Annotated in this window: 16 protein-coding genes; 8 read left to right on the forward strand and 8 right to left on the reverse strand. The window is 70.9% G+C overall.

Annotated elements, in window-relative coordinates; genetic code table 11:
• Positions 1 to 3 precede the first annotated feature (3 nt).
• The 3 genes from ACWIHY_RS31005 to ACWIHY_RS31015 form a co-directional block, all read right to left on the reverse strand.
• Entirely contained in the window at positions 4 to 1,251 is a 1,248-nt protein-coding gene (locus ACWIHY_RS31005) for an ABC transporter substrate-binding protein (protein WP_454379342.1), read from the reverse strand.
• Positions 1,252 to 1,301: 50 nt separating this feature from the next.
• A complete protein-coding gene (locus tag ACWIHY_RS31010) occupies positions 1,302 to 2,816 on the reverse strand; it encodes a gamma-aminobutyraldehyde dehydrogenase (protein ID WP_454379344.1) in 1,515 nt (504 codons plus the stop codon).
• 358 nt (positions 2,817 to 3,174) lie between these two features.
• Positions 3,175 to 3,906 (reverse strand): DUF4190 domain-containing protein, encoded by a 732-nt coding sequence (locus ACWIHY_RS31015; protein WP_454379346.1) that lies wholly within the window; start codon positions 3,904 to 3,906, stop codon positions 3,175 to 3,177.
• A 110-nt stretch (positions 3,907 to 4,016) separates the two neighbouring features.
• Here ACWIHY_RS31015 and ACWIHY_RS31020 point away from each other — a divergent pair, with 110 nt between their 5' ends.
• From ACWIHY_RS31020 to ACWIHY_RS31030, 3 genes are all read left to right on the forward strand, one after another.
• Positions 4,017 to 5,042 (forward strand): adenosine deaminase, encoded by a 1,026-nt coding sequence (locus ACWIHY_RS31020; RefSeq protein WP_454379347.1) that lies wholly within the window; start codon positions 4,017 to 4,019, stop codon positions 5,040 to 5,042.
• 69 nt (positions 5,043 to 5,111) lie between these two features.
• Positions 5,112 to 5,810 carry a glycerophosphodiester phosphodiesterase gene (locus tag ACWIHY_RS31025; RefSeq protein WP_454379349.1) on the forward strand — a complete coding sequence of 233 codons (699 nt, stop codon included), beginning with the start codon at positions 5,112 to 5,114 and terminating at the stop codon, positions 5,808 to 5,810.
• A gap of 19 nt (positions 5,811 to 5,829) precedes the next feature.
• Positions 5,830 to 6,603: an SAM-dependent methyltransferase gene (locus ACWIHY_RS31030; protein ID WP_454379351.1), complete on the forward strand. Its 774-nt coding sequence runs from the start codon at positions 5,830 to 5,832 to the stop codon at positions 6,601 to 6,603.
• A 72-nt stretch (positions 6,604 to 6,675) separates the two neighbouring features.
• Here ACWIHY_RS31030 and ACWIHY_RS31035 read toward each other — a convergent pair whose 3' ends face one another.
• From ACWIHY_RS31035 to ACWIHY_RS31045, 3 genes are all read right to left on the reverse strand, one after another.
• Positions 6,676 to 7,209: a hypothetical protein gene (locus ACWIHY_RS31035; RefSeq protein WP_454379352.1), complete on the reverse strand. Its 534-nt coding sequence runs from the start codon at positions 7,207 to 7,209 to the stop codon at positions 6,676 to 6,678.
• 44 nt (positions 7,210 to 7,253) lie between these two features.
• Entirely contained in the window at positions 7,254 to 8,420 is a 1,167-nt protein-coding gene (locus ACWIHY_RS31040) for an extracellular solute-binding protein (protein WP_454379423.1), read from the reverse strand.
• A 99-nt stretch (positions 8,421 to 8,519) separates the two neighbouring features.
• Complete coding sequence (locus ACWIHY_RS31045; protein WP_454379354.1) at positions 8,520 to 9,959, reverse strand: gamma-aminobutyraldehyde dehydrogenase; 1,440 nt, start codon at positions 9,957 to 9,959, stop codon at positions 8,520 to 8,522.
• A gap of 164 nt (positions 9,960 to 10,123) precedes the next feature.
• Here ACWIHY_RS31045 and ACWIHY_RS31050 point away from each other — a divergent pair, with 164 nt between their 5' ends.
• From ACWIHY_RS31050 to ACWIHY_RS31070, 5 genes are all read left to right on the forward strand, one after another.
• A complete protein-coding gene (locus ACWIHY_RS31050) occupies positions 10,124 to 10,630 on the forward strand; it encodes an Lrp/AsnC family transcriptional regulator (protein ID WP_215133344.1) in 507 nt (168 codons plus the stop codon).
• Positions 10,615 to 11,994, forward strand: a complete 1,380-nt coding sequence (locus ACWIHY_RS31055; protein ID WP_454379356.1) for an aspartate aminotransferase family protein — start codon at positions 10,615 to 10,617, stop codon at positions 11,992 to 11,994. Before ACWIHY_RS31050 ends, ACWIHY_RS31055 begins: the two co-directional genes overlap by 16 nt.
• Before the next feature lie 253 nt (positions 11,995 to 12,247).
• A complete protein-coding gene (locus ACWIHY_RS31060) occupies positions 12,248 to 12,985 on the forward strand; it encodes an ABC transporter ATP-binding protein (RefSeq protein ID WP_454379358.1) in 738 nt (245 codons plus the stop codon).
• On the forward strand, positions 12,967 to 14,118 hold the full coding sequence (locus ACWIHY_RS31065; protein WP_454379359.1) for a hypothetical protein: 1,152 nt from the start codon (positions 12,967 to 12,969) through the stop codon (positions 14,116 to 14,118). The genes ACWIHY_RS31060 and ACWIHY_RS31065 overlap by 19 nt, the downstream gene beginning before the upstream one ends.
• A gap of 265 nt (positions 14,119 to 14,383) precedes the next feature.
• On the forward strand, positions 14,384 to 15,511 hold the full coding sequence (locus ACWIHY_RS31070) for an LOG family protein (RefSeq protein ID WP_454379360.1): 1,128 nt from the start codon (positions 14,384 to 14,386) through the stop codon (positions 15,509 to 15,511).
• Here the strand turns inward: ACWIHY_RS31070 and ACWIHY_RS31075 are convergent.
• Both ACWIHY_RS31075 and ACWIHY_RS31080 read right to left on the reverse strand, forming a co-directional pair.
• Positions 15,443 to 16,621, reverse strand: coding sequence for a glycosyltransferase family 4 protein (locus ACWIHY_RS31075; RefSeq protein WP_454379362.1), 1,179 nt, complete (start codon positions 16,619 to 16,621; stop codon positions 15,443 to 15,445). The genes ACWIHY_RS31070 and ACWIHY_RS31075 overlap by 69 nt on opposite strands.
• A complete protein-coding gene (locus ACWIHY_RS31080; protein WP_454379364.1) occupies positions 16,618 to 17,709 on the reverse strand; it encodes a glycosyltransferase 87 family protein in 1,092 nt (363 codons plus the stop codon). The genes ACWIHY_RS31075 and ACWIHY_RS31080 overlap by 4 nt, the downstream gene beginning before the upstream one ends.
• Positions 17,710 to 17,740: the final 31 nt, after the last annotated feature.

The raw sequence follows: 17,740 nt of genomic DNA on the forward strand, positions 1-17,740 counted from the left end.
GGCTCAGGCGCCGATGAGCTTGGCGAACTTCTCTTCGTACGCCGTCTCTTCCTTGCTGCTGAGCGAGCGGAAGGCGTGGGACTTGGCGGCCATCGCCTTGTCCGGAAGGATCAGCGTGTTGGAGGCCATCGACTCGTCGATCCTGGCCAGCTCGTCGCGCACGCCCTCGACCGGGCAGACGTAGTTGATGTACGCGGCGAGCTCGGCGGCGACGGGCGGCTCGTAGTAGTAGTCGATGAGCTTCTCGGCGTTGCCCTTGTGCCGCGCCTTGGCCGGGACCAGCAGGTTGTCGCTGGAGGTGATGTAACCGGCCTCTGGGATGACGTACTTGATGTCCGGGTTGTCGGCCTGGAGCTGGATGACGTCACCGGCCCAGGCGAGACAGGCCGCGAGGTCGCCCTTGCTCAGGTCCGAGGTGTAGTCGTTGCCGGTGAAGCGGCGGATCTGCTTCTTGTCGACGGCCTTCTGGATCCGGGCGACGGTGGCGTCGAAGTCGTCGTCGGTGAACTTCCCCGGGTCCTTGCCCATGTCGAGGAGGGTCATCCCGATGGAGTCGCGCATCTCGGAGAGGAAGCCGACCTTGCCCTTGAGCGCGGGGTCCTCCAGCATCTGCGTGACGGTTTCGATCTTCTTGCCGCCCGTCGCCTTGGAGTTGTAGGCGATGACCGTGGAGATGCCGGTCCAGGGGTACGAGTAGGCGCGGCCCGGGTCCCAGTCGGGGGTGCGGAACTGCGGGGAGAGGTTGGCGAACGCGTGCGGCAGGTTCGCCGGGTCGAGCTTCTGCGCCCAGCCGAGCCGGATGAGCCGGGCGGCCAGCCAGTCGGTGACGCAGATCAAGTCGCGTCCGGTGTCCTGACCGGCTGCGAGCTGCGGCTTGATCTTCCCGAAGAACTCGACGTTGTCGTTGATGTCCTCGGTGTACTTGACCGTGATCCCGGTGCGCTTGGTGAACGCCTCCAGGGTGGGCCGGCTCTTCTCGTCCTCGCTGACGTCCATGTACTCGGTCCAGTTGGAGAAGCTGATCCGCTTCTCCTCGGCCGAGTGGTCGTCGGACGCCGGGGCGTCGCCTTCCCGCTTGGCGGGCGGGATGCCGCAGGCGCTGAGGGTTCCCAGGCCGCCGACCGCGAGCGCGCCCATGCCTGAGGCGCGCAGCAGCGAACGGCGGGTGAGGGCGCCCCTGCCGCTCGTCGCGCTGCGCCGCATGGCGGCCACTTGGGCCGCGGACAGGCTGTCAGGCTCGTACTGCTCCATGCGCAAGTGCCCTTCCGGGTGGGTATGGCCGCTGGTCGTGCGGCGTAGCTCTATCGGTCCCCGAAGATCGTGCGGTGCCAGTCCTTGCGGGCGACCGCGGTGTTGTCGTACATCACATGCTTGACCTGCGTGTACTCCTCGAAGGAGTACGCCGACATGTCCTTGCCGAAGCCGCTGGCCTTGTATCCGCCGTGCGGCATCTCGCTGATGATCGGGATGTGGTCGTTGACCCACACACAGCCCGCCTTGATCTCGCGGGTGGCACGGTTCGCGCGGAACACGTCCCGGGTCCAGGCGGAGGCGGCGAGTCCGTACGGCGTGTCGTTCGCCAGCGCGATGCCTTCCTCGTCGGTGTCGAAGGGCAGCACGACCAGGACCGGGCCGAAGATCTCGGCCTGGACGATCTCGCTGTCCTGCGGGGCGTCGACGACGAGCGTGGGCCGGTAGTACGCGCCCTCGGCGAGGTCTCCGCCGGGCGCCTCGCCGCCGGCCACGACCCGGGCGTACGCACGGGCCCGCTCGACGAATCCGGCGACCCGGTCGCGCTGGGCGTGGCTGATGAGCGGCCCGAGGTCGGTGGACGGGTCGAAGGGATCACCGACCCGCACGCTGTCCATCACCTCGGCGACGCCCGCGACGAAGGCGTCGTAGAGCGGGCGCTGGACGTAGGCGCGGGTCGCGGCCGTGCAGTCCTGCCCGGTGTTGATGAGCGAGCCGGCCACCGCGCCGTTCACGGCGGCTTCGAGGTCCGCGTCGTCGAAGACCACGAAGGGGGCCTTGCCGCCGAGTTCGAGGTGGAGGCGCTTGACCGTGGAGGTGGCGATCTCCGCGACGCGCTTGCCGACGGCGGTCGACCCGGTGAAGGAGGTCATGACCACGTCCGGGTGCCCGACGAGGTGCTCGCCCACGTCCTTGCCCGCGCCCGTGACGATGTTGACGACACCGTCCGGGATGCCGGCCTCCTTGGCCGCCTGCGCGAACATGACCGACGTCAGGGGGGTGATCTCGGCGGGCTTCAGGACGATGGTGTTGCCCGCCGCGATGGCCGGCAGGACCTTCCAGGCGGCCATCTGGAGGGGGTAGTTCCAGGGGGCGATGGAGCCTACGACGCCGATCGGCTCGCGGCGTACGTACGAGGTGTGGTCCCCGGAGTACTCGCCGGCCGACTTGCCCTCCAGGTGGCGGGCCGCGCCCGCGAAGAAGGCGGTGTTGTCGACACTCCCGGGCACGTCGAACTCGGTCGACAGCTTGATCGGCTTGCCGCACTGGAGCGACTCGACGTACGCGAAGTCCTCGGCCTGCTCGGCGAGCACGGCGGCGAAGCGGTGCATCGCCTCGGAGCGTTCCGCCGGGGTGGCGGCGGACCAGCCGGGGAAGGCGTCACGGGCGGCGGCGACCGCCGCGTCGACATCGGCGGTGGACGCGAGCTCGTACTCGTACACCTTCTCGCCGGTCGCGGGGTCCACGACGGCGTGGGTACGTCCCGAGGTGCCTGCCCGCAGCTGTCCGCCGATGTACTGCGCACCGTCCGCGAATCGGTCCTGCACCGGGAAACGGTTGACCATGACGCACTCCGTAGCTCCAGCTGGATTTGAGTGCCGATCCTGACAGAGGGACTGATCACCAACAAGGGATTCCGTTGTTGCCTTTTGGTTACGCGACGGAATCGGTCGACCATGTGTCGAGGCGAGCCGGAAATACCGTACGGAGTGTCCGTGGCATGCGCACACCCGGCGTGGCAGGACCGCCCCGCAGGGCGAAACCGCAGGCGGGGCGGGGCGGGCCCGGGGGCTCGGAGGGCCTGCCGACGGGCCCTGGAACGCCGGACGGGCCGGCCTCTCCGGGGTGGAGAGGCCGGCCCGTCCGGCGGCCGCGGACCGGGGTCCGGGCAGCGCCCCGGTGCGGGGAGGGGGCTCGCGGCGCCTAGCCGCGAACGGGGGCTTCGACCACCAGTGAGGAGTTCGCGTACGGGTCGTACTCGGAGTCGAGGTCCTTGTCGTTCTCCGACTGGACGATCGCCCACACGATGAACCCGATGAACGCCGAGCTGAGCACGAAGCCGATGACACCGAGGATGATCCCGGCCAGCGCCATGCCGCTGTTCGTCGCCTCGCCGCGCTGGACCCGCTTGCGGCCCAGGATGCCGAAGATCAGCGCCAGGATGCCGAGGATGATCCCGAGTCCGTACGCGCAGAAGAACGTGACGGCGATGATGCCGAGCACCATGGCGGTGATGCCGTAACCATTGGCCGGCGCCGGGGCCTGCTGTCCGGTCCAGGCGGCCGGGCCGCCGTATCCGGGATAACCGGGGTAGCCGCCGGTGCTGTACGGAGCCTGGGCCTGCGGGGCCCCGTACGCCGGGTAGCCGTAGGTGCCGGGCGCCGACTGCGCCGGACCGCCCTGGCCCACCGGTGCGGCGGGCGGCGGCGGCACCGCGCCCTGGCCGGGAGCCGCGCCCGTTCCCGTGCCCGGCCCGAAGCCCGGTGCCGGTTCGGCGAGCGGCACCGAGGTGACCGTCTGCTGGTCGTGCACCGGAGGCCGCGCGGCCTCCGGCTTGTCCAGGGGCACCTTCTGCGCCGACTGCTCGGGCGGAGCCCATGGGTCGCGCGGCTGCTCGGGCGGCGGGCCCGAGGGCTGCTGTGCGTTGTCTGACATGTGCCTCCCCCATCGTTATTCCGCCATGCTACGGCCTGCGTTCCGGCCCGTACCGCCCGCCTACGATGATCCTCGAACCCGCTCCACCTGCCCGTACACCGGAGGATCCGATGACCGATCTGCACCACTTCATCGCGGGGCTGCCCAAGGCCGAACTGCATGTGCACCACGTCGGATCCGCCTCCCCGCGCATCGTCGCCGAACTGGCCGCCCGGCACCCCGACTCGAAGGTCCCGACCGACCCCGAGGCGTTGGTCGACTACTTCTCGTTCACCGACTTCGCGCACTTCGTCGACGTCTATCTCTCCGTCGTGGACCTGATCCGCACCCCGGAGGACGTCCGGCTGCTGACCTTCGAGGTCGCCCGCGACATGGCCAGGCAGAACATCCGGTACGCCGAGCTGACCATCACGCCGTTCAGCTCCACCCGCCGCGGCATCGACGAGAAGGCCTTCATGGAGGCCATCGAGGACGCCCGCAAGGCGGCCGAGACCGAGCTCGGCACCGTACTCCGCTGGTGCTTCGACATCCCCGGCGAGGCCGGCCTCGAAGCGGCGGAGGAGACGACGCGGCTGGCCGTGGACCTGCGGCCCGAGGGTCTGGTGTCGTTCGGGCTCGGCGGCCCCGAGATCGGCGTACCGCGCCCCCAGTTCAAGCCGTACTTCGACCGCGCGATCGCGGCCGGTCTGCACTCGGTCCCGCACGCCGGTGAGACGACCGGGCCCCAGACCGTCTGGGACGCGCTGAACGACCTGCGCGCCGAGCGCATCGGCCACGGCACCAGCGCCGTCCAGGATCCGCGGCTGCTGGCCCACCTCGCCGAGCACCGCATCCCGCTCGAGGTCTGCCCGACCTCCAACATCGCGACCCGCGCGGTGGCCACGCTGGACGAGCACCCGGTCAGGGAGATGGTGGACGCGGGCGTCCTGGTCACGATCAACAGCGACGACCCGCCGATGTTCGGCACCGACCTCAACAGCGAGTACGCCGTAGCTGCCCGGCTGCTCGGCCTCGACGAGCGCGGTGTCGCCGGCCTCGCCAAGAACGCCGTGGAGGCCTCGTTCCTCGACCCGGTGGGCAAAGCGCGGATCACCGACGAGATCGACGCGTACACGGCGGACTGGCTCGCGCGATGACGCGGACGCGTTTCTGACCCCCGCCCGTCCCGCACCCGCCCGTCCGGTACCCGCCCGCACAATGGGGCCATGCGCACCGTCACTGCCGTGGCCCACCGCGGCGACCCGTACCGGGTCCGTGAGAACACCCTGGCCTCGCTCCGCTCCGCCCTGGAGCGGGGCGCGGACGCCGTCGAGATCGACGTCCGGCTGACCCGCGACGGCGTCCCCGTCCTGCTCCACGACGACTCGCTCAAGCGGCTCTGGGGTCACGAGCGGCTGCTCGCCCACCTCACCGAGAAGGACCTGCGCGAGCTCACCGGCGACGGGATCCCCACCCTGCGCGAGGCCCTGGGCTCCCTCGGCGACCACCGCGTGATGATCGACCTGCCGGGCGCCACGGCCGAATCGGTACGCACCGTGGTCGGCGTCGTCCACGAGTGCGGAGCCGCCGGGCGCGCGTACTACTGCGGCGGCACCTCCGCCATGCTCGACATACGCGCCACCGACCCCGGCGCCGAGATCGCCATGACCTGGACGACCCTCACCCCGCCCCGCCCTACGCTGCTCGACGCGGTGAAGCCCCGGTGGCTCAACTACCGCTTCGGCCTGGTCGGCCGCGACCTCACGGACCGGGTGCACCGGGACGGGCTGCTGGTCTCCGCCTGGACCGCGGACACCGGGCGTACGATGCGCCGCCTGATCGGCCACGGCGTCGACTCCATCACCACCAACCGCGTCGACGTCCTGCACACACTCCTCAAGAAGGCCCAGTCTCACGCGACTTGAGTTCCGGCATGATGGCCGGATGGACAGAATCCGCACGGACATCGCGCACAACGCCCGCGTCTGGAACTACTGGCTCGGCGGCAAGGACAACTACCCCGTCGACCGTGCGGTGGGCGACCAGGTCACCGGTATGTATCCCAGCATCGGTGAAGTGGCGCGCGCGGACCGGGCGTTCCTGAAGCGGTCGGTGCGCCACCTGGCGGCGGACGCGGGGGTGCGCCAGTTCCTGGACATCGGCACCGGACTGCCCACGGCCGACAACACCCACGAGGTCGCCCAGCGCGTCGCACCCGAAGCGCGCGTCGTGTACGTCGACAACGACCCCATCGTGCTCACCCACGCCCGCGCCCTGCTCACCGGCACCCCCGGCGGCGTCACCGAGTACGTCGACGCGGACGCCCACGCGCCCGGCGAGATCCTGAGCGCCGCGGCGGCGACGCTGGACCTCGGGCAGCCGGTCGCGGTGATGATGCTGGGCATCCTCAACTTCGTCCAGGACACCGGAAAGGCGAGGTCGGTCGTACGGGAACTGATGGACGCCGTACCGTCCGGCAGCCACCTGGTACTGACCCACCCCACCCTCGAACTGGGCGGGCAGGGCAACGCCGCTGCGATGCGCTTCTGGAACGAGAACGCGACGCCGCCGATCGTGGCGCGCGACCGCGCCGAGTTCGCGTCGTTCTTCGAGGGACTGGAGCTCCTGGAGCCCGGCATCGTCTCGTGCGCGCGCTGGCGCGGCGACGAGGGGGCGCCGGAGGTGGCCCAGTTCGGCGCGGTGGCCCGCAAGCCCTGACGGCGGGCAGGTGGCACGGTGGCGGCGCTGCGCCGCCGGCTCGGACAGCTACCGGCTGGGACCGCCGCCCGCTCAGACCGCGGCCGGTACCGCGAAGCTCACCGGCGCGGTGAGCGACTCCAGTTGCTTGATCTTCCGCCGTACGACGTAGAGAGGGATGACGCCGAACACCCCGAAGGAGATGTCGATGAGCGACCACCAGAGGGGGATGCCCCGGACCGGTCCGCAGATCAGCGCGAGCGGGACGATCCCGGCGCAGGCGATCATCCCGAACTCGACGACCCAGATGTTGCGCACCGGATCGCGGTACGGGCCGTAGAACGCGACGGCGATGACGAGGTGCGCGAAGGCCAGCCAGTCCGTCCCGTACAGGACGAAGGGGTAGGCGGCATCGGTGGCGTCGAGACCCTCCCGGACGCGCTCGATCCAGCCCATCAGCGCGGGGAAGTGCTCGGGCACCGGGGAGGCGGAGGACTTCAGCAGGCTCTCCAGCCAGTGGAGTTCGGTGACGAGCGGGAAGGCCGTCAGCCCGCTGAGCACGAGAGCGACGATGAAGAAGACCAGCCACACACGTATGCGCCGCAGAAGGACGTTCGCCTCGTTCATGCCCGCAGCGTACGCCCGTGTTTACCTGCTCCTTACACCGGCCCCTACAGCCCGACGATCGCGTTCCAACGCTTCGCGAAGCCCACCCGCTCCTCCGCCGTGATGTCCCGCGCGATCGCGAGCCGCTCGCGCATCGCGTCGTCGGGGAAGATCAGCGGGTCCTCGGCGAGCGCGGCGGTCTCCTCGTCCTTCGCGGAGGCCAGGATGTCGCGCGCCGCCGGAACCGGGCAGACGTAGTTGACCCAGGCCGCGAGTTCGGCCGCGACCTCGGGATCGTAGTAGTGGTCGACGAGCTTCTCCGCATTGCGCTTGTGCCGGGCGAGGTTGGGGATCATCAGGCTCTCCGCCCACAGCTCCGCCCCCTCCTGCGGCACCACGAACTCGATGTCCGGGTTGTCCGCCTTGAGCTGGATGACGTCGCCGGAGTACGCCTGGCACGCCAGTACGTCGCCGCCGGCCAGGTCCTTGATGTAGTCGTTGCCGGTGAAGCGCCTGATGTGCCTGCGCCGCACGAGCTTCTCCACCTGCTCGCACATCGCGTGGAAGTCGTCGGCGGTCCAGCGCGTGACATCGGCGCCGTTGCCCTGCATCAGCAGGGCGAAGCTCTCGTCGAGCCCCGAGAAGAGCGTCACCCTGCCGCGCAGGTCGTCCGCCCACAGCTGGGAGGTGGAGCGGATGTCGTGCCCGAGCTTCCTGCGGTTGTACGCGATGCCGGTGATCCCCGACTGCCAGGGCACGGAGTGCAGCCGCCCCTCATCGAAGGCGGGCGTACGCAGTTGCGGGTCAAGGTACTTGGCGACGTTCGGCTGCTTCGCCCGGTCCATCTCCTGGACCCAGCCCAGGCGTACGAACCGGGCGGCCATCCAGTCGCTGATGACGATGAGGTCGCGGCCGGTCTCCTGGTGGTTCATCAGCGCGGGGCTGATCTTCCCGAAGAACTCGTCGTTGTCGTTGATCTCCTCGGTGTAGCGGACGGCGATCCCGGTCCGCTCCGTGAAGGCGTCGAGCGTGGGCCGCCGCGACGCGTTCTCGTCGTCGGTGTCGATGTAGAGCGGCCAGTTGGCGAACTGAAGGCTGTGGTCGCGCGCCGACCGGTCGTCGGCGGCGGCCCGGTCGCCCGGTTCGACGTACGCGGCGGGCACCCCGCACCCGGCGAGTGCGCCCAGCGCGCCCGCCGTACCGAATCCGCGGAGCAGCGTACGACGCGACACACGACCAAGATCACTCATGGCCCCCACTCTCGTCCCGCGCACGAAAGGCGGGCAATAGACAGTCTGTCTATTGCCCGCCCTCGTGGAACAGCGTCCTGATCAGCCCTCGATCGAGGTCATCACGTGCTTGATGCGCGTGTAGTCCTCGAAGCCGTACGCCGAGAGGTCCTTGCCGTAACCGGACTTCTTGAAGCCACCGTGCGGCATCTCCGCGACCAGCGGGATGTGGGTGTTGATCCACACACAGCCGAAGTCGAGGTTCTTGGACATGCGCATCGCCCGCGCGTGGTCCTTGGTCCACACGGAGGAAGCCAGCGCGTACTCGACGCCGTTGGCCCACTCGAGGGCCTGCGCCTCGTCCGTGAAGGACTGGACGGTGATGACGGGGCCGAAGACCTCGTTCTGGATGATCTCGTCGTCCTGCTTGAGGCCGGAGACGACGGTCGGGGCGTAGAAGTAACCCTTGTCGCCGACCTGCTGGCCGCCCGCCTCGACCTTGGCGTGCGCCGGGAGGCGGTCGATGAAGCCGCTGACCTGCTTGAGCTGGTTGGCGTTGTTGAGCGGGCCGTAGAGCACGTCCTCGTCGTCCGGCTGCCCGGTCTTCGTGTCGGCGGCGGCCTTCGACAGCGCGGTCACGAACTCGTCGTGGATCGACTCCTGTACGAGCACGCGCGTCGCGGCCGTACAGTCCTGGCCGGCGTTGAAGAAGCCCGCGACCGAGATGTCCTCGACGGCCTTGGCGATGTCGGTGTCGTCGAAGACGACGACCGGCGCCTTGCCGCCCAGCTCCAGGTGGACGCGCTTGACGTCCTTGGAGGCGGACTCGGCGACCTGCATGCCGGCCCGTACGGAACCGGTGATGGAGGCCATCGCCGGGACCGGGTGCTCGACCATCGCGCGGCCGGTGTCACGGTCGCCGCAGACGACGTTGAAGACGCCCTTGGGGACGATGCTGCCGATGATCTCGGCCATGAGGACCGTCGAGGCGGGCGTGGTGTCCGACGGCTTCAGGACCACGGTGTTGCCCGCGGCGAGCGCCGGGGCGAACTTCCAGACGGCCATCATCATCGGGTAGTTCCACGGCGCGACCTGCGCGCAGACGCCGACCGGCTCGCGGCGGATGATGGAGGTCAGACCCTCCATGTACTCGCCGGCCGAGCGGCCTTCGAGCAGCCGGGCCGCACCCGCGAAGAAGCGGATCTGGTCGACCATGGGCGGCAGTTCCTCGGTCCGCGTGAGACCGAGCGGCTTGCCGGTGTTCTCGGACTCGGCCGCGATGAGCTCCTCGGCGCGCTCCTCGAAGGCGTCCGCGATCTTGAGCAGCGCCTTCTGGCGCTCCGCGGGCGTGGTGTCGCGCCAGGCCGGGAAAGCCGCGGCGGCGGCCGCCATGGCGGCGTCGACGTCCTCCTGGCCGGAGAGCGGCGAGGTGGCGTACACGTCGCCGGTGGCCGGGTTGACCACGTCGATGGTCCGCCCGTCGGCGGCTTCGCGGAACTCTCCGTCGATGTAGTTGCGCAGGCGGCGCAGTTCGGTGGTCACAGCCACCCCTCCCTTGTCGGATGTCCGATTACTGAGATCCCCACCCTAGTCGCTCAGGTGTCGCTTTCGACATACCCGCCTGCCGGGAACTTCGGATTCAGCAAGATCCGATGCTTCAAACAACGAATTTCATCGGTTTGGGGTTGCGGAACAGTCGAGACGTCGTGCACAGTGAGGACGTGGCCAGTAGAAGCGCAGATTCCAGAACCGGGAACGGCTCGTCCCCAACGGTCGATGCCGTGTCTCTGGCGATCATCGAGCAGCTCCAGGAGGACGGACGCCGTCCCTACGCCTCCATCGGCAAGGCCGTCGGCCTCTCCGAGGCGGCGGTACGCCAGCGCGTACAGAAGCTGCTCGACCAGGGCGTGATGCAGATCGTCGCCGTCACCGACCCGCTCACCGTGGGCCTGCGACGTCAGGCCATGGTCGGCATCAACGTCGAGGGCGACCTCGATCCCGTCGCGGAAGCGCTGACGGCCATGGCCGAATGCGAGTACGTGGTGATGACCGCGGGCTCCTTCGACCTCATGGTGGAGATCGTCTGCGAGGACGACGACCACCTGCTCGAAGTGATCAACAAGAGGATCCGCTCGCTCCCCGGCGTGCGGTCCACCGAAAGCTTCGTCTACCTCAAGCTGAAGAAGCAGACCTATATGTGGGGAACCCGATAGTCGTGAGCCAGGACCTCTCCAAGACCGCGTACGACCACCTGTGGATGCACTTCACCCGCATGTCGTCCTACGAGAACGCACCCGTGCCCACCATCGTGCGTGGTGAGGGCACCTACATCTACGACGACAAGGGCAAGAAGTACCTCGACGGTCTCTCCGGCCTGTTCGTGGTCAACGCCGGCCACGGCCGTCACGAGCTTGCCGAGACCGCGTACAAGCAGGCGCAGGAGCTCGCCTTCTTCCCGATCTGGTCGTACGCGCACCCCAAGGCCGTGGAGCTGGCCGAGCGCCTCGCGAACTACGCGCCGGGCGACCTGAACAAGGTCTTCTTCACCACCGGTGGCGGCGAGGCCGTCGAGACCGCGTGGAAGCTGGCGAAGCAGTACCACAAGCTCACCGGCAACCACACGAAGTACAAGGTGATATCCCGCGCGGTGGCCTACCACGGCACCCCGCAGGGCGCCCTGTCCATCACCGGCCTGCCGGCCCTGAAGGCCCCCTTCGAGCCGCTCGTACCGGGTGCGCACAAGGTCCCGAACACCAACATCTACCGCGCGTCGATCCACGGCGACGACCCGGTCGCCTTCGGCCGCTGGGCCGCCGACCAGATCGAGCAGGAGATCCTCTTCGAGGGCCCCGAGACGGTCGCCGCCGTCTTCCTGGAGCCGGTGCAGAACGCCGGTGGCTGCTTCCCGCCGCCGCCCGGGTACTTCCAGCGGGTCCGCGAGATCTGCGACAAGTACGACGTGCTGCTCGTCTCGGACGAGGTCATCTGCGCCTTCGGCCGCCTCGGCACGATGTTCGCCTGCGACAAGTTCGACTACGTGCCGGACATGATCACCTGCGCCAAGGGCATGACGTCGGGTTACTCCCCGATTGGCGCGTGCATCATCTCGGACCGTCTGGCCGAGCCGTTCTACAAGGGTGACAACACCTTCCTGCACGGCTACACGTTCGGTGGCCACCCGGTCTCCGCTGCGGTCGGCTGCGCGAACCTCGACATCTTCGAGCGCGAGGGTCTCAACCAGCACGTTCTCGACAACGAGGACGCGTTCCACTCGACGCTGAAGAAGCTGCTCGACCTGCCGATCGTCGGCGACGTACGCGGCAACGGCTTCTTCTACGGCATCGAGCTCGTGAAGGACAAGGCCACGAAGGAGACCTTCACGGACGAGGAGACGGAGCGCGTGCTCTACGGCTTCCTCTCCAAGGCCCTCTTCGAGAACGGTCTGTACTGCCGCGCCGACGACCGTGGCGACCCGGTCGTCCAGCTCGCGCCGCCGCTGATCTCCAACCAGGAGACCTTCGACGAGATCGAGGGGATCCTGCGCCAGGTGCTCACGGAGGCCTGGACCAAGCTCTGATCCGGAGCCACCGGTCAAGGTCTTCCGGCCGAGATCCGGGCTTGCTCTGATCGTATGACCCAATCGCGGCCCGGATACACCCGTTCGAGTGAGAACGGACGTATCCGGGCCGCGCGCTTGCCACGCCACCCCGTCTCACGTCCTTACGGTGCAGTGACCGATCGGCCCCGACTTCGTTCCCCCATCCGGGGGACGGGACAACTGCTGTGACACTCAAGACGTGCCGTGACACTCAAGACGTGAGGTGTACGCCATGGTGGCCCCGCCCGACAACGATGTGCTGTGGGCACGCTCCCTGCACTACTCCCACAGCGGATCCCCCGCCCTCACCGGCGTCTCGCTCGGTGTGCGCGAGGGTGAGATCCTCGCCGTCAGCGGTCCGCGCGGCAGCGGTAAGACAACCCTTCTGCGGTGCCTCTCCGGCCAGCTCGTTCCCCAGCAGGGCGAAGTCTGGTTCAACAGCACGCCCGTGCACACCATGAGTCTCCCGCTGCGCGAGCGGCTGCGCGGCGACCGGTTCGGCTGGATCGACCCCGAGCCGAGACTCGTACCGGAGCTGAAGGCCTGGGAGAACGCCGCACTCCCCCTCCTCCTGCACGGCACCTCGCACCGCGCGGCGAAGAAGGCCGCCATGGAGTGGCTGGAGCGGCTCGACATCGGCATGATCGCCCGCAAGCGCCCGGCCGCGCTCCTGCAGTCCCAGCGCCAGCGGGTCGCCATCGCTCGCGCCCTCGTCACCGCCCCCACGGTGCTCTTCGCGGACGAGCCGACAGCGCCGCTGCACCGCACCGACCGGGCCCAGGTCCTGCGTACGCTCACCACCGCGGCCCGCTCGCACCGGATCACCGTGCTCCTCGCGACCCACGACGTGGACGTGGCGACGCTCGCGGACCGCACCGTGTCGCTGCTCGACGGGCGCCGCGTCGGCGCCGTACAACCGGACGGCGCCGATGGTACGGAAGGCCGGGCCGCGTGCTCGCTCTCCGTCTAGCCCGCGGCACCCACCCGCTGGTCCTGCTGCGCCGTCTGCTGGTCGCGGCGGCGTCGGGCGGCGTAGGTTTCCTGCTCCTGTGCACCCTGGGGTACGCGCTGGGCCACCCCGAGCAGTCCGCGGGCTCGGTGCGGCGCCTGCTCTGGTGCCTGCCCCCGCTGGCGGCCACGGTCTACTTCGCGGTGGCGGTGGCCCGTACCGATCCGCGGGCGCCGCGCGCCGGGCTCTCCGCGGCCGGCCTGGGCCCGGTACGCCTGGCGGCGCTCGCCGCGGTCTCCACGGCGGTGTCGTGCACCCTGGGCAGCGCGCTCGCCCTCCTCTTCTTCCTGCACCTGCGCGGCGACCTCTCCGGCCTGCCGTTCGACGGTGCGGGGGCGGAGCTGCTGGCCTCCGGGCAGCCGTTGCCGCTGGCCGCCGTTCTGACCTTGCTGGCCCTGGTACCGGTCGCGGCGGCGACGGTGTGCGCCCTCGTGCTGCGCCCGCGCACCCCGAAGCACCCGGACGACGAGCCCTCCGCCCCCGGTCCCCCGACGGGCCTGCCCTGGGGCGTGGCCCTGGTCGCCGCGGGCCTCGCCGTCGAGACCTACGCGAGCCGCGGCAAGCCCGGCGCGGCGCTCCCGCTGCCGGGCCGGCTGGACGTCCTACCGGCCGGAGTCCTGACGGGCTGGGCGCTCACCGCCGTCGGCCTGGCCCTGGCCGGCCCCGGTCTGACGTACCTCTCGGGGCGCCTGCTCCAGTCCGTACGCCCCGGCGCGGTACGGCTGCTGGCCGGCCGGGTCCTGATGGGCGAAGCCCGCCGCGTCGGCCGCCCCCTGGGCGTGGTGTGCGCGGTGGCATCGGCGGCGATCGCGGCGGCGCGACTGCACGACGCCGGTTCGTCCCCCGTCCCCTTCGGCCCCCTGACCGGCCTGGGCGCCGGGCTGGTGATGACCTGCGCGGTCGCCACGCTGCTGACGGCGGCCCTGGAGGCGAAGCAGTCCCGCGCCACGACCACGGAGGCGCTGGTGGGCCTGGGCGCCCCGGCCCAGACGCTCCGTACGGCAGCGGCCCTGAGGGCGGCAGCGGTCCTCACGGTCTTCGCTCCGGTGACGGTCGCCCTGGCGGCGCTGGCGGCTTTCCCTCTGACGAGCTGACGCCTCGACATGCCGACGGGGCTGGGGGACCCCAGGCTTGACGGCTCTGGACGGCCCGGCCCTCGCCTTCAAGCCCGACCCGCCGCCCGCACGCCGACACCAGCCCGCCCGGCCGGGACCGTCGCACCGCCGCACGGCGACGCGGCGCGGCCGGCCCCCGGGGCGCCGGGCCTCGGAGCGTGCCTCCCCCGCGTCAAGGCGAAGCGGCAGAAGTGGGGTCGGACCTGCGCCCCGCACCGCACCGCGTACCGCCTAGCATCTTCGCGTGCCTCAACTCACGGAACGCGCCCACGACCCCGCCCACGACCGCGAGATCGAAACCCTCGCCGAGTTCGACGAAGCCGTCGCGCGCGGCTCCCTCGGCGGCTACCGCGTTCAGGCCGTCGACCTGACGGCCCGCACCCCCGACCTCCTCGCCGTCGCCACATCCGGCGCCGTGTTCCTCGGCTGCCCCATGGACCCCGACGGCCTCGCCAAGGTCCGCGCGGACGGCGCGCTCGTCTTCCCGCCCGTCCCCGACCTGCCCTTCGACCCGTACCGGGGGCTCCTCTACACCGCAGGCGCGCTGTTCGAGCACCTGGAGCAGGGGTACGACGCCACTCCCGACGCCCTGGCCTACGCCTGGTTCCAGCGCACCAAGGCCGACGGCGACATATTCGCGTCGATGCTCCGCTCCATCCACGACGACGCCGTCTCCGACGCCCTCGACGAACACCTCGTCGGCGCCCGCGTGGTCGGCGTCATGGGTGGCCACGCGATGGCCCGCGGCACGCGCGCCTACGAGGGCGCCGCCCGCCTCGGCCGCACCCTCGCCCGCAGCGGTCTGACCGTGGCGACGGGCGGCGGCCCCGGCGCGATGGAGGCGGCGAACCTCGGCGCGTACATGGCTCCGCTCGAGGACGACGCCGCACTCGACGAGGCACTCGAACTCCTCGCCAAGACCCCGTCCTTCACCCCCTCGATCACCGACTGGGCGCGTGCCGCCTTCGACGTACGCGACCGCTGGCCGTCCGGCGGCGACTCCGTCGGCATCCCCACCTGGTTCTACGGCCACGAGCCCCCGAATCCCTTCGCCGGACACATCGCCAAGTACTTCGCCAACGCCACCCGCGAGGACGGCCTGCTCGCCCGCTGCAACGGCGGCGTCGTCTTCCTGCCCGGCGCGGCCGGCACGGTCCAGGAGATCTTCGACAACGCGACCCCCAACTACTACGAGTCGCGCGGCGAACCGACCCCCATGGTCCTCGTCAACCGCGCCCACTGGACCGAGAAGCTCCCCACCTGGCCTCTTCTCCAGTCCCTGGCCGAGGGCCGCCCGATGGAGTCACGCATCGCCCTGGTCGACACCGTCGAAGAGGCCCCGGCGGCGCTGGCCCGGCTCGCCTCCGAGTAGCGCGACGAGCCGCTCGTACGACCGGTCCCAGCTCCACTCCGTACGCACCAGCTCCCGCCCCTTCTCGCCCATCGCCCGGGCGAGAAGGGGATCGGCGAGCATCCGTACCAGCCGCTCGGCGACCGCCGCACCGGACCTCCCGTCGACGACGTACCCCGTCTCCCCGTCCCGTACGGCATCCGGCGCACCGCCCGAGTCGCCCACGAGGACCGGGAGCCCGCACGCCGCGGCCTCCAGAAACACGATCCCGAGTCCCTCCACCTCCAGTCCCCGCCTTCGCGTGCGGCACGGCATCGCGAAGACATCGGCGGCGGCGTAGAAGGACGGCATGGCGTCGTGCGGGTGGCCGCCCGCGAAGACGACGGAGTCCTCGACCTCGTACGCGGCGGCCAGCCGGCGCAACCGGCGCTCGTACGGGCCGCCCCCCACCAGCAGCAGCACGGCGCCCGGCACCTCGCGGCGCACCCTCCCCAGCGCCCTGATCAGTGTGTCCTGCCCCTTGCGGACGACGAGCCGTGAGGCACAGAGGATCACCGGCCGGTCCCCGAGGCCGTACCGCTCGCGCACCGGCGCGGCATCGAGACCGGGCCGGAAGGCGACGGTCTCGACGCCCGGGACAAGCCGCTCCAGCCGCGCGCCCGGCCCCATCGCGGCCGCGATCGGGGCGCGGGTGCTTGCCCCGAGGTACGTCACCGTGTCGGCCCGCGCCCCGATCCGCCGCAGCAGTTCGCGCGCGCCCGGCGTGCGCGCCCACCAGACCTCGTGGCCGTGCGTGGTGGCGACGGCGGTCCGTATCCCGGTCTCGCTCCGCAGCCGCTCCGCCATCAGCCCGAGCGGCGCCGCGGCCCCGAACCACACCCGGTCGCAGCCGTACCGCCGGGCTATGGCGGCCGATTGGGCGGCGGTACGCCGGGTCGGCAGCAGCGTCCGCACGGGCGAGCGTACGACGGGGTACGGGAGCGTCGCGTCGTACACCGCCCAGCCCGGCTCGCACGACGTGTGGACCACGACCTCGTCGGCGGGGAAGCGGCTGGTCATGGCGTGCACGAAGGTTTCTATGCCGCCCAGCCTGGGCGGGAAGTCGTTGGTGACGACGAGGGTCCGGGTCATGTCGTGGCCTTTCGCGGGACGGGTGCCGGCCGCGCTCCGCACCGGGGCAGCGCCCAGAGCACGAGCGGGTAGACGAGGTAGCCGAAACGGGTGGCCGGCATCAGGGTCATGGCGAGCCCGAGGCCGAGCGCGAGGCGGTCCGCGGCGGCCCGGGCGGTGAGCGGTGGCCGTACGCACAGGGAGACGGACAGCAGCAGGGCGCTCACCGCGAGCAGCGACAGGGCGATCACTGTGCCGCCGGGCACATACGCGGCGAGGAGGTGACCGGGCAGCGGGCTGGCGGCGGGCGAGGCGGCCGTACCGAGGCCGAGCGGGAAGGCGACGACGTTGGCGTGGAATCCGGCGGGATCCGCGAGGAGGAACGGCGCGACGGCCACCACCCCGGTCCCCAGCGCCACACCGGCGAATCGCCCCGCCGGCCGCCTCCCGCCTCGTACGGCCAGCAGCGCGCAGGCGACCGGAAGCGCGGGCCAGGCCGTCCACTTCAGCGCGGCGACCACGCCGAGCACCAGTCCCGCCTGCCGGGCGCGGCCCTGTCCGGCGAGCGCGGTCCCCAGGCACATCAGCCCGACGACGGGCAGATCCGTACCGCCCACGCACAGGGGCAGGGCGACGACCGGGCACGCGACCAGCAACGCCGTCCTCCCGCACCGGCCCGCCGCCGCGGCCAGCGCCCCGGCGAAGACCGCGCCCGTCCACCAGCGGGCGTCACCGGGCAGCAGGCCGAAGACCGCCATGCCCGGCAGGTACGGGTTGAAGTCCGCGACGGCGGAGGGGTCGGGGAGGTACGGGCCGCCGGTCGCCGCGAGCCGTTCCCCCGAGCGTTCCACGACGGCCACTTCCAGCTGCGCGAGCCCGGTGGCGAGGAGTACGCCGAGCGGCAGCACCACCGCGCCGGCGACGGCCACCGCCCGGGAGGCGGTGAGCGCGGCGACGCCGTACCCGAGCGCCGCGGTCAGGCCCCAGACCCGGTGGGGCGCGAGATCCGACAGCGCGGCGAGCGCGAGCGCGACGGCCGCACACGCGGCCCACAGCGCGCGCTCACGCCGGACGGAGGGTATGCGCACCGGGACACGGAGATCACTCATGCCGGACAACGCTAGAAATCCCCCGGTCCCA

It is taken from the genome of Streptomyces sp. NPDC055287 (assembly GCF_053646035.1).

What these genes read in the sequence shown, in the direction of transcription:
- ACWIHY_RS31080 (WP_454379364.1), bottom strand. Translation starts at nt 17,709, where the DNA reads ATGAGTGATCTCCGTGTCCCGGTGCGCATACCCTCCGTCCGGCGTGAG.
- ACWIHY_RS31015 (WP_454379346.1), bottom strand. Translation starts at nt 3,906, where the DNA reads ATGTCAGACAACGCACAGCAGCCCTCGGGCCCGCCGCCCGAGCAGCCG.
- ACWIHY_RS31060 (WP_454379358.1), top strand. Translation starts at nt 12,248, where the DNA reads ATGGTGGCCCCGCCCGACAACGATGTGCTGTGGGCACGCTCCCTGCAC.
- ACWIHY_RS31010 (WP_454379344.1), bottom strand. Translation starts at nt 2,816, where the DNA reads ATGGTCAACCGTTTCCCGGTGCAGGACCGATTCGCGGACGGTGCGCAG.
- ACWIHY_RS31020 (WP_454379347.1), top strand. Translation starts at nt 4,017, where the DNA reads ATGACCGATCTGCACCACTTCATCGCGGGGCTGCCCAAGGCCGAACTG.
- ACWIHY_RS31025 (WP_454379349.1), top strand. Translation starts at nt 5,112, where the DNA reads ATGCGCACCGTCACTGCCGTGGCCCACCGCGGCGACCCGTACCGGGTC.
- ACWIHY_RS31035 (WP_454379352.1), bottom strand. Translation starts at nt 7,209, where the DNA reads ATGAACGAGGCGAACGTCCTTCTGCGGCGCATACGTGTGTGGCTGGTC.
- ACWIHY_RS31075 (WP_454379362.1), bottom strand. Translation starts at nt 16,621, where the DNA reads ATGACCCGGACCCTCGTCGTCACCAACGACTTCCCGCCCAGGCTGGGC.
- ACWIHY_RS31030 (WP_454379351.1), top strand. Translation starts at nt 5,830, where the DNA reads ATGGACAGAATCCGCACGGACATCGCGCACAACGCCCGCGTCTGGAAC.
- ACWIHY_RS31005 (WP_454379342.1), bottom strand. Translation starts at nt 1,251, where the DNA reads ATGGAGCAGTACGAGCCTGACAGCCTGTCCGCGGCCCAAGTGGCCGCC.